Here is a 16,599-nt window from a genome sequence, read left to right on the forward strand (position 1 = left end):
ATCCGGAAACGGATGCCAGCTTTTTTCATGGATCGCGTGCAAGGAGGTTGATCCCATGTTCGAGCTGAACCTGTTGTGTCCCGAGGAACGGGTGGAGACCGTGAGCGACGCGCTCGATGCGCTGGAAGCCTTGAGCGTGTCCGTGGAAGATGCCGACGCGCACACCGATGCCGAGCAGGCGCTTTTTGGAGAACCTGGCATGCCGGCCCCGCGTGAGGGTTGGCAGCGTAGCCGCATCACTGCCCTGTTTCCTACGCAAGAGGCGGCCGAGGAGGCGCGGCAACTGTTGCAGGCCCAGGATTTCTTCGAGGGCTGCATCGTGCAGGGGGTGAGTGTGGTGCAGGAGCAGGACTGGGTCCGGCTCACGCAATCCCAGTTCGCGCCGGTGGACATCACGCCCGATTTCTGGATCGTGCCGACGTGGCACGAGATGCCCGCGGCTGCGCGCCGTAGCATCCGCCTGGATCCAGGGCTGGCCTTTGGCACGGGAACCCACCCAACCACGCGCATGTGCCTGCGCTGGATTGCCAAACATGGCGACGCGGCCGGGCAGGCGCTGGGGCGCGTGCTCGACTATGGCTGCGGCTCCGGCATCCTGGCGATCGGCGCCGCGAAATTTGGCGCCACAGAGATCGACGCGGTGGACATTGACACGGCAGCCGTGGAATCCACGCGACAAAATGCGCAAGCCAACGGCGTGCAGGTGAACGCGGGTCTGCCCGAGCGGGCGCAAGGGCAATACCAGACCGTGTTGGCGAATATTCTGGCGACGCCGCTGAAGGTGCTGGCGCCCTTGCTCAGCGGCCATGTTGCGCAGGGCGGGCACCTTGTGCTGGCCGGCATCCTGGAGCGGCAGGCGGAGGAGCTGCAGGAGGCCTATGCGCCGTGGCTGCAGCTGCAGGTGTCGGACCGTGAGGATGGCTGGATCCTGATGACCGCGCGTCGCTAACCGCGCGGGCTGCGCGGGGCCGTAGAGGGGCCCCTACAATCCACAGCCGATGAGCCAGATCACCCGCTGCCCCCACTGCTCCACCACCTTTCGGGTGGTTGCCGATCAGCTGCGGATATCGGAAGGCTGGGTGCGATGCGGGCACTGCAAGGAAGTGTTCGATGCATCGCAGCACTTGAAGGTGCAGGAGGCGGAGCCGTTGCTTTCCGACCTGCTTCTGGATGCGCTCAAGCCTCCGCCACAGCCCGTCGGTAAAGCCTCGGAAGGCATTCAGGTCTGGGGCAGTGCGCGGCATGTGGAGGCTCCAACATCGCTTGCGCCGGACCCGGTGATGTCTGCAGCGGCCGCGTGTGCACCGCAGGAAGTGGTTCCCGCGGTGGATGAAGGCCTGCGTACGGAAAGCGAACCTCCACCATGGGTTCCCCCACCGCCCCCGGTCCCTGCCTTTCTGCTGGCGAATCCGGAGGGCGCAGCGCCTGCAAAGACGTCGAAAGCAATGGCCACGCCCCCGGTGGATGCCGATGCGGCGCCGCTCTCTCCAGCCGCGCGCGATATTCCCGCCCCGCCAGTCCATACGCTCCCGCAGGGTTACGAGTTACCGGCGGCGCCTCTTGAGGACGATGCGGAATCGGAGGAACCCAGCAGCCACGAATCCGCGGAAGCCCCTGCCGTTCTGGTTTCACCGATGCCCACAGAGGAGGGGGGCACGTCCGCTACGGGGAGGGCCGCGCAGGAGACCATCGAATCACCAGAGATGGCGCCCAGTCCGGCTGAACCGCTGGAGTCCCTGGCGCCATCGGAGGATGCAGGCGCGCCATCGCTGGCGCGGGAAGAAGGGCACGCCGACGACCGCACGGACCCCGTCATTGAACCTGGCTTCGTGAAGGCTGCGCGCCGCAACGCGTTCTGGCGCAGGCCCTCCGTGCGTGTGGGCCTGTTCTTGGTCGGCTTGACGTTGGTGGTGGCCTTGCTTCTCCAAATAGCCATCCAGGAAAGGGACGACATCGCATCGCGTCATCCCGTGGCCCGCGCCTGGATGGAACGACTGTGCGGGCGCTTGCAGTGCGTGCTGCAACCTCCACGGCACATCACGGCAGTGGTCATCGACAGCTCATCGTTTCTGAAGGCGCGCCACGATCCGTCCGGGTACCAGTTGCAGATGAGCGTGAAGAATACGTCGACCCAGGCCGTTGCGATGCCGGCGCTGGAACTCACGCTGACGGATGCGCAAGACCAACCCATTGTGCGGCGCGTATTGCTGCGTGACGAACTGGGGGCCCCCCTGGAATTGGCACCAGGTTTCGTGTGGAGCGGTGCACTGCCGTTGCAGGTGATCCAGGGCGCTGCGCAGGTGGCCGGCTATCGGCTGGTGGCCTTCTATCCCTGATTTTTTACTCTTGAGCTTTGACCCTATGGCTGCGCTGATTTGCGGTTCCCTGGCCTTCGACACCATCATGACGTTCGATGGGCGTTTTGCAGAGCAAATATTGCCCGAGCAACTGCATATCCTGAATGTGTCGTTTCTCGTTCCCACATTGCGCCGCGATTTTGGTGGATGCGCTGGCAATATCGCATACAGCCTCAAGCTGTTGGGAGGCAACCCGCTGCCCATGGCCATGCTGGGCGCTGATGGCGGCGAATACTTGGCGCGACTGCAGCAACTCGGCGTCGACACCCGCTTTGTCGGCCGCGTGGAGGATACGTACACCGCCCAGGCGATGATCATGACCGATCGGGACAACAACCAGATCACGGCGTTCCACCCCGGTGCCATGATGCAGGCCCACCTGCACCGCATCCCAACCGACGCGGGTGCGCACGTGGGCATCATCGCGCCGGACGGCCGTGAGGCCATGCTGCAGCACGCGGTGCAATTCGTCGAGGCAGGCATTCCGTTCGTGTTCGATCCGGGACAGGGATTGCCCATGTTCGATGGCGCAGACCTGCGTCGATTCATCGAGCAGGCGAGCTGGATCGCCGTCAATGACTACGAAGGCAAGATGTTGTGCGACCGTACGGGCTGGAGCCTGGCAGAGATCTCGCATCGGGTCCGCGGCCTGATCGTCACACTGGGAGCACAGGGATGTGAAATTTGGGAACAGGGTGTCAGGACGCATGTTCCCCCTGTTCAACCGGCGCAGGTGGTAGACCCCACGGGCTGCGGGGATGCCTGGCGTGGCGGTTTGCTCTACGGCCTGGAGAAGGGGTGGACCCTGGCACGTTGCGCTCAGTTGGGCAACCGGCTGGGCGCCCTCAAGATCGCACAACGTGGTCCGCAGAATTACCAACTGGACTTCCAACCCGACTGAGCGAGTGGCTGGGATTGAAGAAGCGTTTCTGACTGCGGATTCGCCATAAAAAAACCCGGTGCAAGCACCGGGTCGTAGGCTGGACTGTCCCGTAGCCTTATGGCTTGCCACCCGTAGGGAAGGGCCATGCGGCTTGCGGGTTCAGCGTTGTTTGCGCGACAGGAGCAGGCGCTGCGGCAGGAGCCTTAGCCTTCTTCGCGGGCGCGGCTGCCTTCTTGGCGGGCGCTGCCTTCTTGGCTGCTACGGCCTTTTTGGCGGGCGCGGCTGCCTTCTTGGCGGGCGCTGCCTTCTTGGCTGCTACGGCCTTTTTGGCGGGCGCGGCTGCCTTCTTGGCGGGCGCTGCCTTCTTGGCTGCTACGGCCTTTTTGGCGGGCGCGGCTGCCTTCTTGGCGGGCGCTGCCTTCTTGGCTGCTACGGCCTTTTTGGCAGGAGCGGCTGCCTTCTTGGCGGGTGCTGCCTTCTTGGCTGCTACGGCCTTTTTGGCAGGAGCGGCTGCCTTCTTGGCGGGTGCTGCCTTCTTGGCTGCTACGGCCTTTTTGGCAGGAGCGGCTGCCTTCTTGGCGGGTGCTGCCTTCTTGGCTGCTACGGCCTTTTTGGCAGGAGCGGCTGCCTTCTTGGCTGCTACGGCGTTTTTGGCAGGAGCGGCTGCCTTCTTTACCGGCGCTGCCTTCTTGGCTGCTACGGCCTTTTTGGCGGGCGCTGCAGCCTTCTTGGCTGGAGCCGTCTTCTTAGCGGGAGCTGCTTTCTTTGCAGCGGGTTTCTTCGCAGTTGCCATCATTTTCTCCTTGGGTCGATTTGCAAAGAGCACCCCACGCCTGCATTGGGCGTGGAGCGATCCATGGCGACGACTGAATATGCGTCACCACGAATGCGGAAACGCCCCAAGGCCGCAGCGCCGAACGGTGCTGTGTGCGCGGAGCGTGGTTGAAAAATCATGGCCTGGTCTACGAAGATGTCAGTCCCAGGACAAGGCGCCGCCCGACTGGTACTCGATGACGCGCGTCTCGAAGAAGTTGCGTTCCTTCTTCAGATCAATCATCTCGCTCATCCAGGGGAATGGATTCTCTTCATTCGGAAAGAGCGCTTCCAGCCCGATCTGTGTGGCGCGGCGGTTCGCGATGTAGCGCAGGTAGCCCTTGAACATGGAGGCGTTCATACCCAGCACGCCACGCGGCATGGTGTCTTCGGCATAACGGTATTCCAGTTCCACTGCCTTGATGAACAGGGCCTTGATCTCGTCCTTGAACTCGGCCGTCCACAGATGCGGGTTTTCGAGCTTGAGCTGGTTGATCAGGTCGATGCCGAAGTTGCAGTGCATGGACTCGTCGCGCAGGATGTACTGGTACTGCTCGGCAGCGCCGGTCATCTTGTTCTGGCGGCCGAGTGCCAGGATTTGCGTGAAACCCACGTAGAAGAACAGACCTTCCATCAGGCAGGCAAAAACGATCAGCGACTTGAGTAGTGTCTGGTCGCTCTCGGGTGTGCCGGTCGTGAAGCGCGGATCCATGATCGCTTCGATGAAGGGGATCAGGAACTCGTCCTTGTCGCGGATGGACTGGACCTCGTTGTAGGCATTGAAAATTTCGCCTTCGTCCAAGCCCAGTGACTCCACGATGTACTGGTACGCATGGGTGTGGATGGCTTCCTCGAACGCCTGGCGCAACAGGAACTGCCGGCATTCCGGCGCCGTGATGTGGCGGTAGGTGCCCAGCACGATGTTGTTGGCGGCCAGCGAGTCGGCCGTGACGAAGAAGCCCAGGTTGCGCTTGACGATGCGCCGTTCGTCCTCGGTCAGGCCGTTCGGGTCCTTCCAGAGTGCGATGTCCCGCGTCATGTTCACTTCCTGCGGCATCCAGTGGTTGGCGCAGGTGGCGAGGTATTTCTCCCACGCCCACTTGTACTTGAACGGCACCAGCTGGTTGACGTCGGTCTGGCCATTGATGATGCGTTTGTCGACCGCAGACACGCGGCGGTGTTGGGGTGCTGCAGACGTAGTAGGGGCAGTGCGCGTCGAAGTGCTGGCGACGGACTGCAACACGGGTGCTTGGAAACCGTTTGGCGGAGGCTCCACAGGGCGGTCGTTGGAGTGACTGCCGTCCAAGAGTTTTTGCGATGAGGGCTTGACTTCGTCGTCCCAGGTGAGCATAGGTTTTCCAGTGGTCGGATTATGGAAGCAGTGCTTCAAAATGAAAAGCACCGAAGCGTTGCCAGGCGTGATCTGTTGCTTCACGACACATGCGAACGAGGCGACGGAGTGTCGCGCTGCGCCCGCATGCGCACGGCATCACTGGCAGGCTTCGCAGCCGGGGTCGTCAATGGCGCAGAACTTCACGTCGGTCGCAGGGATGGCAGCAGCCTGCGCCTGCGCTGCGGCCACGGCAGCGTTCAGTGCCGAGCTTGGTGCCATCGTTCCCTCCCCCGTGTCGCTTGCGCCGGACGCGACGGCATTGAGCTGGCGTGTGTTCACGGTGCTCATCTCCACATGCGTCGCGCTCTGCGTGCGCAGGTAGTAAGTGGTCTTCAGACCGCGTATCCACGCAAGCTTGTATGTCTCGTCGAGCTTCTTGCCTGAGGCGCCGGCCATGTAGATGTTCAGGCTCTGCGCCTGGTCGATCCATTTCTGTCGACGCGCCGCCGCTTCGACGAGCCAGGTGGGAGCGACTTCAAAGGCCGTGGCATACAGTGCCTTGACGGTGAGGGGAACGCGGTCGATCGCGTGCAGCGACCCCTTGAAGTGCTTGAGGTCCATGAGCATCACGTCGTCCCACAGGCCCAGCTGCTTCAGGTCGCGTACCAGGTACTGGTTGATGACCGTGAACTCTCCCGACAGGTTGGATTTGACGGAGAGATTGCCGAAGGAGGGCTCGATGGAGGCGTCCACGCCAACGATGTTAGAGATGGTGGCCGTGGGCGCAATGGCGATGCAGTTGGAGTTGCGCATGCCGTCTTGCGCGATCTTGGCGCGCAGCATGTCCCAGTCCAGACGGGTCGTACGGTCCACCTCCACGTACCCGCCACGTTCCTGCTCCAGCAACTGCAGTGAATCCAGCGGCAGGATGCCCTGGGACCACAGAGAACCCTGGTAACTGGAGTATTGGCCTCGTTCTTGGGCGAGATCGGTTGAGGCCCAGTAGGCGTAATAGCAGAGAGCCTCCATGGAGGTATCGGCAAACTCCACTGCGGCGTCGCTTGCGTAGGGGATGCGCAGTTCATACAGCGCGTCCTGGAACCCCATCAGGCCCAGGCCGACGGGGCGGTGGCGCAGGTTGGAGTCCTTGGCCTTCTGTACGGCGTAGTAGTTGATGTCAATCACGTTGTCCAGCATGCGCATGGCCGTGCTCACGGTTTTGCGCAGCTTGTCGTGGTCGACGCCTCCGTCCTTGAGATGGCGCGCGAGGTTCACCGATCCCAGGTTGCACACGGCCGTCTCTGCATCGCTGGTGTTGAGCGTGATCTCGGTACAGAGATTGGAACTGTGCACTACGCCTACATGCTGCTGGGGAGAGCGGATGTTGCACGGGTCCTTGAAGGTGATCCAGGGATGGCCGGTCTCGAACAGCATGGACAGCATCTTGCGCCAGAGGTCGACGGCCGGTACGCGTTTGAACAGGGGCAGCTCGCCGCTCTCGGCCTTGGCCTCGTAGGCGATGTAGGCTTTCTCGAAGGCCTGTCCGTACAGGTCGTGCAGGTCAGGGACATCCGAGGGGGAAAACAGTGTCCACAGGCCCTTTTCCATTACGCGTTTCATGAACAGGTCGGGAATCCAGTTGGCCGTGTTCATGTCGTGGGTCCGTCGCCGGTCGTCGCCAGTGTTCTTGCGCAGCTCCAGGAATTCTTCGATGTCCAGGTGCCAGCTTTCCAGGTAGGTGCAGACGGCACCCTTGCGCTTGCCGCCCTGGTTCACGGCCACGGCCGTGTCGTTGACCACCTTGAGGAACGGCACCACGCCTTGCGACTCGCCGTTCGTGCCCTTGATGCGTGCACCGAGGGCGCGTACGCGTGTCCAGTCGTTACCCAGGCCGCCCGCGAACTTGGACAGCAGGGCGTTTTCCTTGATGGATTCGTAGATGCCCTCCAGCTCGTCGGGCACCGTCGTCAGGTAGCAGCTGGACAGCTGCGAGCGCAATGTGCCGCTGTTGAACAGCGTGGGCGTGCTGCTCATGAAATCGAAGGAGCTGAGCAGTTCGTAGAACTCGATGGCGCGGGCGTTGCGGTCGTCCTCGCGCAGCGCCAGGCCCATGGCCACGCGCATGAAAAAGGTCTGAGGCAGCTCGATGCGCGTTTTGCGCACATGCAGGAAGTAGCGGTCGTACAGCGTCTGTAGGCCAAGATAGTCGAACTGCAGGTCGCGCTCGGCCTTCAGTGCGCTTCCCAGGCGCTGCAGGTCGAATTCCATCAGGCGCGGGTCGAGCAACTCGTTGTCCACGCCCTGGCGGATGAACTGTGGAAAATTTTCGGCGTAGGCCAGGGCCATGTCGGCGGGATTCACGTCGCGGCCTAACACCTCGCGCACGATGGTGTGCAGCAACAGTCGTGCCGTCGCGTAGGTGTAGCCGGGATCTTTCTCGATCAGGGTGCGCGCCGCGAGGATGGATGCCTTGTACACCTCGTCCATGGGTACGCCGTCGTACAGGTTGCGCATGGTCTCCGCGATGATGGGCGCGGCCTGGACGTCCGATCCCAGGCCCGTGCATGCGGCTTCTACCAGGCTCTGCAGGCGCAGAATGTCAAGCTCCACGCGCTGACCTTGGTCCTGTACATACAGGGCCGGCATCTGGGGTAGCAGTTGTTCCTTCTTCTGTGCGCGTTCTTGCGCGCGGCGCTCGCGGTAGAGCACGTAGGCGCGTGCCACCTCATGATGGCTGCCTCGCATCAAGCCCAGCTCCACCTGGTCCTGCACGTCCTCAATGTGGAACGTTCCTCCTGCGGGGCGCGAGCGCATCAGCGCGCGCACGACTGCCTGGGTCAGCTGATCGACCACTTCGCGCACGCTCGCCGAGGCTGCTCCCTGTGCCCCGTGAACGGCCAGGAATGCTTTCATCATCGCCACGGCGATTTTTTGCGGCTCGAAGGGCACCACGGCGCCGTTGCGGCGGATGATCTGGTAGTGCATCAGTGGATGGGCCCCGGTCGGCGTGGCCGACGGGGTGGCCCGTGCAGGCGATGGGGTGTCAACAGGAACGGATAGGGGCGCAGCGTGCATGGAGGTCCTCGGAGGTGTTCGGAGAAATGGCCAGGCGGACGGGCAGTCACCTTCGGCCGGCGAAACGGCGGCGTAGACTGTCGCCGCACACTATATCTAGTGTGTGTTGATGGTTCAAGACACTAGGGGTAGTGTATCCCCGTAAGAGGCTGGCAAGATCGTTTCGTCGTGATTGAACGCCCGGGCCTTCTACTGCCGTCGCAACCCCCGTAGGATCAGGCCCGCATCCGACGGCTTGAGCCATGGTGCGGCATGCTGGCCGATCTTGCGCGCAAACGCGCGTGCAACTTCATCCTGAGCAGTGAAGGCGAGGCGAAGGCGCAAAGTGCGGCAATGCGTCCGGGTGCCTGGGGGATCAACACCCTGGCGGAAAAAGAACACCCGCGCCGGCGAAGGCTCCATGAAGTACACGCCAGTCAAACCCAGGGCCTGGGTCGTGTTTGCGTTCAGGGGCGATGTGCTCATGTCCCGCGATGTAGCGCACGGGGTAGCGCTGCCGCAGCGCCTTGCAAAGGGTCACAAGGGTGGCGTACTGCGCCTGCTCGAAGCTCCCACCTTCCAGCCCCTCGAGCTCAACGCCGATCGAGTCGTCGTTGCAGGCATCGCGCCCCCGGTAGTGGGAACGGCCCGCGTGCCAGGCGCGTCGGCCCACGTCCACGAACTGCCACAGCACACCTGCGCGCGTGATGAAGAAATGCGTCGACACTTCCAGGCCGCGAATCTGCTGGAAATAAGGATGGGCGTCCCAGTTCAGCCGGTTCATGAAAAGCCGGTGCACATGACCCCCGCCGAACTCTCCGGGGGGAAGGCTGATGGAATGCACCACGATGAGGTCCACGCTGGCCTGCGGGGGGCGTGGCCCGTGGTTGGGCGAGTCCATGCGTCTCGCATTCGCGTACCAGCCGCCATGCCAGGCAGGCCGCCGGGTCGCAGGCTCAGGGCTGCGCGTCGCCATGGCTGTCGCCGTCTTGCGGTACCTCGATGTGCAGCCGGGCAATCCGGTAACGGATTTGGCGCAGGCTGATGCCCAGGCGGGCTGCGGTGGCCGTGCGGTTGAAACCCGCCTCGCGCAGGGCGCGCACGAGTATTTCCCGTTCCTGCTGGTCGAGCCAGGCTTGCAGATCGTTGGGCAGGGGCATGCCTTCGCTGATGCCGGACCAACGAGGGGGCGCGTGCGGCTCAGCGGGCTGCGCGATGGCTGGTGCGGACGGTACGGGCTGCGGTAGGGGTGGCGGTGCCTCCACGGTGGGGGCTGGCGCGCCTTCAACGTGCAGCTCATGGCCATCGCTGAGGGCTACCGCGCGGTGCAGCAGGTTTTCCAGCTCGCGCACATTGCCGGTGAGCGGGTGCTGTGCAATGCACTGCAGCGCTTCCTCTGTCAGGTGGGGAACGGCCACCCCCGATTCTTGCTCGATACGGGCCAGCAAGGCCTCGCACAGCGCGGGCAGGTCCTCTCGCCGCTCGCGCAACGGTGGGATCAACAGTTCGATGACATTCAGCCGGTAATACAGATCCTGGCGGAAGCGCCCCGCCTGCACGTCGGCGGCCAGGTCTCGGTGCGTGGCGCTGACGATGCGCACGTCCACGGCTTCTTCCTGCGTGGAGCCCAGGGGCCGTACCGTGCGCTCCTGGATCGCACGCAGCAGTTTGGATTGCATGGGCAGCGGCAGGTCGCCAATTTCGTCAAGGAACAGCGTGCCTCCACGGGCTGCCTGGAAGTAGCCCTCCCGGTCGTGCGTAGAGCCGGTGTAGGAACCCTTGCGCGCGCCAAAGAACTCTGCCTCCAGCAGGTTCTCGGGAATCGCGCCGCAGTTGACGGCGATCAGCGGGCCTTCGGAGCGCTGGCTGCTGGCGTGCAGCGCGCGGGCCACCAGTTCCTTGCCCGTGCCTGACTCGCCACGCACCAGCACGGGGGCCATGCTGCGCGCCACCTTGGCGATGCGCTGCTTCACATTGCGCATGGCTTCGGAGTCGCCGATCAGGCGATCCAGCACAGGATCTTGCATGTCCGGCCACTGCGTGACGTTGCGTGCGCCGGGGCGGGTGGCTTTGGGCGCCGCCAGTACGGCGCCAATACCCTGCACCGCCGAAGCCACCACGGCACGGAATTGCTTCAGGTCCACGGGCTTGGTCAGGTAGTCGAACGCGCCCGCGCGCAGCGCCTCCACCGCGTTCTCGGCCGATCCATAGGCCGTCATGACCACGCAGCGTTCACGCCGCTGCTGGCTGCGCAGGTCGTGCAGCAAGTCCATGCCGAAGCCGTCGGGCAGCCGCATGTCGGTGATCACGACGTCGAACTTCTGCGTCTGCAGCTGTTGGCGCGCGTCGTCCACGCTGGCGGCGGTCTCCACGCGGTAGCCTTCGCGCAGCAGGGTCAGCTCATAGAGGGTGCGCAGATCGGGTTCGTCATCGACGACAAGAATGGAGGCGGTGGATGCATTCATGGTCTGTGGGCCGTGTCAGACCACGATTGTGTCAAACAGTGATGCGCTGTCCGTAGGGCGCGAAAGGCTGCGAAAGGTCACAGTGAAGGCGTTTCCCGCCACCTCGCCGCGCGCCAGGCTGCGAGTGGTGCGCTGGTGACCGATGGCCGCCCCGTGGCGCTGGCACAGCTCGCGGCAGATGTACAAGCCCAGCCCGCTGGAGCGGCTTTCGGATGAGAAGAAAGGCTCGAACAGATGCCGCTCCACCGATTTGTCCAGCGGTGCGCCATCGCTCCACACCTGCACGCCGGCCTTCCCGCCGGGGGTGGCGCGCGTCGCGAGGCACAGCGAATCGGGTTCGGGCCCCTTGTAGCGCAATGCGTTGTCCAGCAGGTTCACCAGCACACGCCGCAGGTGCTCGGCGTCGAACTCCACCTGCGCCGCGCCCGCGTCCAGTACCAATTGGCCCTGGCGGCGTGCGGGGTCCTGCGCCGTCCAGTCGTTCCACACCTGCTGCACCGTGGCATCCAGTGCCACGGTGGAGGAGCTGGCCTGGTTGATCTGGTGCTGCACGCGCGCAATGTCCAGTACGTCCTCCGTGATGCGCACCAGCCGGTCGGCGTTTTGGCGCACCATGTGTGTCAGGCGCTTCTGTGTGGGGTCGTCCAGGTCTTCGTCCAGCAGTTCGTTGGCCTGCACGATCGCTGCCAGCGGGTTGCGGATCTCATGTGCCACGGCGGCCGACATGCGCCCCATGGCGGCCAGCTTCTCCGTGCGCAGGCGCGCTTCCATTTCGCGCAGGTCGTGCAGGAACATCACGCACAGCGGCTCCCCCGAAGAGTCGTCCGGGGCGTCCTGCGTGTGGGTGAGCCATGCGCGCACGCGCAGGGCCATGGGGATCTGGCCATCGTGCAGGACGTTGACATCGGCATGCTGGGGACGCTCCATCTGGAAAGTGGCGCACGCCAGATCCATGAGGGGTTTGAAGGCCGCCGTGTGGGTGAGCGTCAGGGAGGAATCTCCGGAGATCTTGTGGCCGAGCATCAGCAACGCCGCAGGGTTGGCCAGGCGGACCTGGCCATGCAGGTCCAGCACCAGCACGCCATCGGCCACGTGCTGCATCACCAGGGCACTGACCGCGCGGTGGGTGCGCGCATCCATCTGGCTGCGCCGGGCCATCTGCTGCTCGCTGGTGAGCTTGGCGGCCAGCAGGTGCACCAGATAGGCGACGATGAAGTAGCCGGTGCCTGTCAACGCCGCCTGCAGGTAGCGCTGCGTGCCGTCTCCGGCGCCGCCGTATGTGCCTAGCCACCAGGCCCAGGCCAGCAGCAGCAGCGTGGCGCCGGCCGTGGTTGCCAGAGCCAGAGTCAAGGATCCCAGCACGCCTGCCATCAGGACCGGAAGCCCGAACAACGGCGTGAAATTCAAGCCGCCCGACTGCTGCAGCGCCTGCAGCACGCTGACCAGCAACAGATCCAGCCCGATGGACGGCAACCACTGGATGCCGGGGCGCGGGTCGGGCACCGCGCCGTGCCCCCACACCCGCAGCGCCACCGTGGCCACCAGGTAGCCCAGGCAGATGCTGAACAGCAGCGGTTCGCCGGCCTGGTTGAGTGCAATGCCCAGCAACTGCAGCAGCAGCAGCGCCAGCGCCACCATCACGCGCGCTGTGAGGAAGGCATTCCACAGGCGATGAAAGGGCAGGGGAGAGGCGGCGGCTGCCAGCTTGGAGGGCATTGGCTCAGGCGGGCCCACGGTCCCGGTGGGCGGCGCTGCAGTACATATGCGCCCCCCCGGGCACGGCATCGCCACGTGGCAGGTGCACGCCGCAGTGGGCGCAGCGCACCATGTCCTGTGTCGGTGCGATGGACGGGCGCTGGGTGTTGCCTTGCCGCGGCGCAGACGCACGGCGCTGCGCGCGCCACACCGCGTAGACCACGGCCAGCACAGCGAACAGGACCAGGTATTTCATGCCGCCCGCCCCAGCACCACTTCCATTACGAAGCGCGAGCCCACGTAGGCCAGCAGCAGCAGTGCCGTGCCTGCATACAGCACGCGCACGGCGCTGCGGCCGCGCCAGCCAAAGCGCGAGCGGCCCAGCAGCAGCACTGCGAAGGTGATCCAGGCCAGCAGCGAGAACACGGCCTTGTGGTCCCACAGCCAGGCGCGGCCGTAGAGCTGCTCGCTGAACAGCCAGCCCGCCACCAGCGTGGCCGAGAGCAGCACAAAGCCCGCCGTCACGAAGCGGAACGTGAGCCGCTCCAGCGTCAGCAGCGGCATGCCGCTGTGCGAATCGGCTGCCAGGCGCATTTGGCGCTCGGCACGGCTCATGAGCCAGGCGTGCACCACGGCTGCGGCAAACAGGCCATAGCAGGCAATGCCCAGCGTGAGGTGCAGCGGCAGCCAGGGCGAGGCGGATACGTGCAGTGGCCGGCCCGGAAACAGCGCCGCCACCAGTACGGCCGCGCCGCCCAGCGCGCACAGCACCCAGCGCGCGCGCATCTGCGGAAACAGCTGCCGCTCAACGGCGTAGGTGGTCAGTACCAGCCAGGCCGTCATCGACAGGGCGGCGGCAAAGCCGAAATGCGGCGTGCTGCCCAGCAGGCCCCAGACCAGCGCAGCGCCATGCAGCATCCAGGCAGGGGCCATGATGGCCAATTGGCCGCGGCCTGTGTGAGTGCGCGGCGCCAGGGCCGCCGCCAGCGCGTAGGCGGCCGCGGTGGCCAGGGCGAGCAGCCAGCCGAGCGGGGAAGCACTGGGTAAAATCATGGGTTCGCAGTTTAGCCTTTCGCCCCTGGTCGTCGGGGCTGTGCCATCGGCCGGCATTACGCCCGGGCCGGTGCATCTGGAGCATTTGGCCATGGCCTCCGCACTCACCGAAAAACTCACCCGTCTCGTCAAGGAGATGCGCGGCCAGGCCCGCATCACCGAAGCCAACGTGCAGGACATGCTGCGCGAGGTGCGCATGGCCCTGCTGGAGGCCGACGTGGCGCTGCCCGTGGTGCGCGACTTCATCGCCCGCGTGAAGGAAAAGCCCTCGGCCAAGAGGTACTGGGCAGCCTGAAGCCCGGCCAGGCGCTGGTGGGCATCGTGAACAAGGAGCTGGCCGCGACCATGGGCGAGGGCGTGGCGGACATCAATCTCAACGCGCAGCCGCCGGCGGTGATCCTGATGGCCGGCCTGCAGGGCGCGGGCAAGACCACCACCACGGCCAAGCTGGCCAAGCACCTGATCGAAAAGCGCAAGAAGAAGGTGCTGACCGTCTCGGGCGACGTGTACCGCCCCGCCGCCATCGAGCAGCTCAAGACCGTGACCAAGCAGGCCGGCGCCGAGTGGTTCCCCAGCACGCCCGACCAGAAGCCGCGCGACATCGCCCTTGGAGCGCTGGACTACGCCAAGAAGCACTTCTTCGACGTGCTGTTGGTGGACACTGCCGGCCGCCTGGCCATCGACGAGGTGCTGATGCAGGAAATCAAGGACCTGCATGCCGTGCTGACCCCGGTGGAGACGCTGTTTGTCGTCGATGCCATGCAGGGCCAGGACGCGGTGAACACCGCCAAGGCTTTCAAGGAAGCGCTGCCGCTCACGGGCATCGTGCTCACAAAATTGGACGGTGACTCGCGCGGCGGTGCGGCGCTGTCGGTGCGCCAGGTGACGGGCGCGCCGATCAAGTTTGCCGGCGTGTCCGAAAAGATCGACGGCCTGGAGGTGTTCGACGCCGAGCGCCACGCGGGCCGCATCCTGGGCATGGGCGACATCGTCGCGCTGGTCGAGCAGGTCACGGCCGGCGTGGACATGGAGGCGGCGCAAAAGCTCGCCGCCAAGGTCAAGAGCGGCGACGGGTTCGATCTGAACGACTTCCTGGCCCAGTTGCAGCAGATGAAGCAGATGGGCGGCCTGTCCAGCCTCATGGACAAGCTGCCCGCGCAGCTCACGGCCAAGGCTGGTCAGGTAGACATGGACAAGGCCGAGCGCGACATCCGCCGCAAGGAGGGCATCATCTGCAGCATGACGGCGCTGGAGCGCCGCAAGCCCGAGCTCATCAAGGCCACACGCAAGAAGCGCATCGCCCAGGGCGCCGGCGTGCAGGTGCAGGAGGTCAACCGCCTGCTCAACGAGTTCGAGCAGATGCAGGGCATGATGAAGAAGATGAAGGGCGGCGGCCTCATGAAGCTCATGAAGAAGATGGGCGGCATGAAGGGCGGCCTGCCGGGCATGGGGGGCATGCCCCGCTTCTGAGCAGGGAGCGGTGACCGCTCCTATAAATAGAGCTGCTCGCGCTGGTATTTCAAGGGTTTCAGGCGGAAAAACATTGGAAATCCAGAGGTAGCAAGCGCTGGTAGCTATGGTTTTTGAGGGTCATCCGACCGCGGTCGTGACCTCGCCCATCACCACCTCGCCGCGCAGCGTGTAGGTACGCGCCTCGGTGATCTTCACGTCGATCATCTGGCCTATCAAGCGCTCGTGGCCGGGGAAGTTGACGACGCGGTTGCACTCGGTGCGCCCCATCAGCTCGCTGCCGTCGCGCTTGGACACGCCCTCCACCAGCAGACGCTGCACCGTGCCAACGCGCTCCTGGCTGATCTCCAGGATGTTGCGGTTGATCACGGCCTGCAGTTCCTGCAGGCGGCGCAGTTTCACCTCATGCGGCGTGTCGTCGTGCAGGTTGGCGGCGGGCGTGCCGGGGCGCGGGCTGAAGATGAAGCTGAAGGAATTGTCGAAGCGCACGTCGTCGATCAGCTTCATCATCTTCTGGAAGTCTTCCTCGGTCTCGCCGGGAAATCCCACGATGAAGTCGCTGCTCATCGCCATGTCGGGGCGGATGGCGCGCAGCTTGCGGATGGTGCTCTTGTATTCCATGGCCGTGTAGCCACGCTTCATGGCCATCAGAATGCGGTCGCTGCCGTGCTGCACGGGCAGGTGCAGGTGGCTCACCAGCTTCGGGATCTTGGCGTAGGCCTCGATCAGGCGCGGCGTGAACTCGTTGGGATGGCTGGTGGTGAAGCGGATGCGCTCGATACCGGGGATCTCGGCCACGTACTCCAGCAGCAGCGCAAAGTCGGCTTTCTCCGCCGTGTCGCCCATGGCGCCCAGATAGGCGTTCACGTTCTGGCCCAGCAGCGTGACTTCGCGCACGCCCTGGTCGGCCAGGCCGGCCACTTCCACCAGCACGTCCTCGAACGGGCGGCTGACCTCTTCGCCGCGCGTGTAGGGCACCACGCAGTAGCTGCAGTACTTGGAGCAGCCTTCCATGATCGACACGAACGCGCTGGCGCCCTCCACGCGCGCGGGCGGCAGGTGGTCGAACTTCTCGATCTCAGGGAAGGAAATATCCACCTGCGGCCTGGCCTTGGCGGCACGGGCGTTGAGCAGATCGGGCAGGCGGTGCAGCGTCTGCGGGCCGAAGACCACATCCACGAACGGGGCGCGCTTGATGATCTCCTCGCCCTCCTGGCTGGCCACGCAGCCGCCCACGCCGATGAGCACGCCCTTGTCCTTGAGGTGCTTGACGCGGCCGAGGTCGCTGAACACCTTCTCCTGCGCTTTCTCGCGCACCGAGCAGGTGTTGAACAGGATCAGGTCGGCTTGCTCCGGGTCGTCGGTGGGCTCATAGCCCTGGGCGGCGCCCAGCACATCGGCCATCTTGTCCGAGTCGTACTCGTTCATTTGGCAGCCGAAGGTCTTGATGAAAACTTTCTTGGACATGGCTTGTGT

Annotated in this window: 12 protein-coding genes and 1 pseudogene; 4 read left to right on the top strand and 9 right to left on the bottom strand. The window is 64.6% G+C overall.

From position 1 onward, the window contains the following. The first annotated feature begins 55 nt into the window (after nt 1-55). Genes prmA through BA022_RS18055 form a run of 3 tightly spaced genes read left to right on the top strand, consistent with a single transcriptional unit; the run spans nt 56 to nt 3,258 of the window. Nucleotides 56-949: a 50S ribosomal protein L11 methyltransferase gene (gene prmA, locus BA022_RS18045; protein ID WP_088888362.1), complete on the top strand. Its 894-nt coding sequence runs from the start codon at nt 56-58 to the stop codon at nt 947-949. 49 nt (nt 950-998) lie between these two features. After that, nucleotides 999-2,336 carry a DUF3426 domain-containing protein gene (locus BA022_RS18050; RefSeq protein WP_088888363.1) on the top strand — a complete coding sequence of 446 codons (1,338 nt, stop codon included), beginning with the start codon at nt 999-1,001 and terminating at the stop codon, nt 2,334-2,336. Nucleotides 2,337-2,361: 25 nt separating this feature from the next. Then, nucleotides 2,362-3,258, top strand: coding sequence for a carbohydrate kinase family protein (locus BA022_RS18055; RefSeq protein ID WP_088888364.1), 897 nt, complete (start codon nt 2,362-2,364; stop codon nt 3,256-3,258). Between the two features lie 97 nt (nt 3,259-3,355). Here BA022_RS18055 and BA022_RS18060 read toward each other — a convergent pair whose 3' ends face one another. The 8 genes from BA022_RS18060 to BA022_RS18095 form a co-directional block, all read right to left on the bottom strand. After that, on the bottom strand, nt 3,356-4,033 hold the full coding sequence (locus BA022_RS18060) for a histone (protein WP_088888666.1): 678 nt from the start codon (nt 4,031-4,033) through the stop codon (nt 3,356-3,358). Between the two features lie 180 nt (nt 4,034-4,213). Further along, entirely contained in the window at nt 4,214-5,404 is a 1,191-nt protein-coding gene (locus BA022_RS18065; RefSeq protein WP_088888365.1) for a ribonucleotide-diphosphate reductase subunit beta, read from the bottom strand. Between the two features lie 138 nt (nt 5,405-5,542). Further along, nucleotides 5,543-8,461, bottom strand: coding sequence for a ribonucleoside-diphosphate reductase subunit alpha (locus BA022_RS18070; RefSeq protein ID WP_088888366.1), 2,919 nt, complete (start codon nt 8,459-8,461; stop codon nt 5,543-5,545). 355 nt (nt 8,462-8,816) lie between these two features. Further along, nucleotides 8,817-9,416, bottom strand: coding sequence for a 1,6-anhydro-N-acetylmuramyl-L-alanine amidase AmpD (ampD, locus tag BA022_RS18075; protein WP_088888367.1), 600 nt, complete (start codon nt 9,414-9,416; stop codon nt 8,817-8,819). Next, complete coding sequence (locus tag BA022_RS18080) at nt 9,397-10,905, bottom strand: sigma-54-dependent transcriptional regulator (RefSeq protein ID WP_088888368.1); 1,509 nt, start codon at nt 10,903-10,905, stop codon at nt 9,397-9,399. Before BA022_RS18080 ends, ampD begins: the two co-directional genes overlap by 20 nt. 15 nt (nt 10,906-10,920) lie before the next feature. Next, the gene (locus BA022_RS18085) at nt 10,921-12,621 is read right to left on the bottom strand and encodes a sensor histidine kinase (RefSeq protein ID WP_088888667.1); all 1,701 of its coding nucleotides are present in this window, start codon (nt 12,619-12,621) and stop codon (nt 10,921-10,923) included. Between the two features lie 4 nt (nt 12,622-12,625). Continuing rightward, nucleotides 12,626-12,856 (bottom strand): PP0621 family protein, encoded by a 231-nt coding sequence (locus tag BA022_RS18090; RefSeq protein ID WP_088888369.1) that lies wholly within the window; start codon nt 12,854-12,856, stop codon nt 12,626-12,628. After that, a complete protein-coding gene (locus tag BA022_RS18095) occupies nt 12,853-13,653 on the bottom strand; it encodes a cytochrome C assembly family protein (protein ID WP_088888370.1) in 801 nt (266 codons plus the stop codon). Before BA022_RS18095 ends, BA022_RS18090 begins: the two co-directional genes overlap by 4 nt. A 91-nt stretch (nt 13,654-13,744) precedes the next feature. Between BA022_RS18095 and ffh the strand changes: the two are divergent. Continuing rightward, nucleotides 13,745-15,123 (top strand): annotated as a pseudogene (gene ffh, locus BA022_RS18100) (signal recognition particle protein). 120 nt (nt 15,124-15,243) lie between these two features. Here ffh and miaB read toward each other — a convergent pair. Beyond that, nucleotides 15,244-16,590: a tRNA (N6-isopentenyl adenosine(37)-C2)-methylthiotransferase MiaB gene (gene miaB, locus BA022_RS18105; RefSeq protein WP_088888371.1), complete on the bottom strand. Its 1,347-nt coding sequence runs from the start codon at nt 16,588-16,590 to the stop codon at nt 15,244-15,246. Nucleotides 16,591-16,599: the final 9 nt, after the last annotated feature.

This window comes from Diaphorobacter nitroreducens, assembly GCF_002214645.1.
In the GTDB taxonomy this organism is placed as follows: Bacteria; Pseudomonadota; Gammaproteobacteria; order Burkholderiales; family Burkholderiaceae_C; genus Diaphorobacter; species Diaphorobacter nitroreducens.

Bases quoted from the DNA above. Each gene is read 5' to 3' on its own strand.
- BA022_RS18055 (WP_088888364.1), top strand. From the start codon at position 2,362: ATGGCTGCGCTGATTTGCGGTTCCCTGGCCTTCGACACCATCATGACG.
- BA022_RS18060 (WP_088888666.1), bottom strand. From the start codon at position 4,033: ATGGCAACTGCGAAGAAACCCGCTGCAAAGAAAGCAGCTCCCGCTAAG.
- BA022_RS18090 (WP_088888369.1), bottom strand. From the start codon at position 12,856: ATGAAATACCTGGTCCTGTTCGCTGTGCTGGCCGTGGTCTACGCGGTG.
- BA022_RS18095 (WP_088888370.1), bottom strand. From the start codon at position 13,653: ATGATTTTACCCAGTGCTTCCCCGCTCGGCTGGCTGCTCGCCCTGGCC.
- BA022_RS18065 (WP_088888365.1), bottom strand. From the start codon at position 5,404: ATGCTCACCTGGGACGACGAAGTCAAGCCCTCATCGCAAAAACTCTTG.
- ampD (WP_088888367.1), bottom strand. From the start codon at position 9,416: ATGGCGACGCGCAGCCCTGAGCCTGCGACCCGGCGGCCTGCCTGGCAT.
- BA022_RS18080 (WP_088888368.1), bottom strand. From the start codon at position 10,905: ATGAATGCATCCACCGCCTCCATTCTTGTCGTCGATGACGAACCCGAT.
- BA022_RS18050 (WP_088888363.1), top strand. From the start codon at position 999: ATGAGCCAGATCACCCGCTGCCCCCACTGCTCCACCACCTTTCGGGTG.
- BA022_RS18085 (WP_088888667.1), bottom strand. From the start codon at position 12,621: ATGCCCTCCAAGCTGGCAGCCGCCGCCTCTCCCCTGCCCTTTCATCGC.
- miaB (WP_088888371.1), bottom strand. From the start codon at position 16,590: ATGTCCAAGAAAGTTTTCATCAAGACCTTCGGCTGCCAAATGAACGAG.
- BA022_RS18070 (WP_088888366.1), bottom strand. From the start codon at position 8,461: ATGCACGCTGCGCCCCTATCCGTTCCTGTTGACACCCCATCGCCTGCA.
- prmA (WP_088888362.1), top strand. From the start codon at position 56: ATGTTCGAGCTGAACCTGTTGTGTCCCGAGGAACGGGTGGAGACCGTG.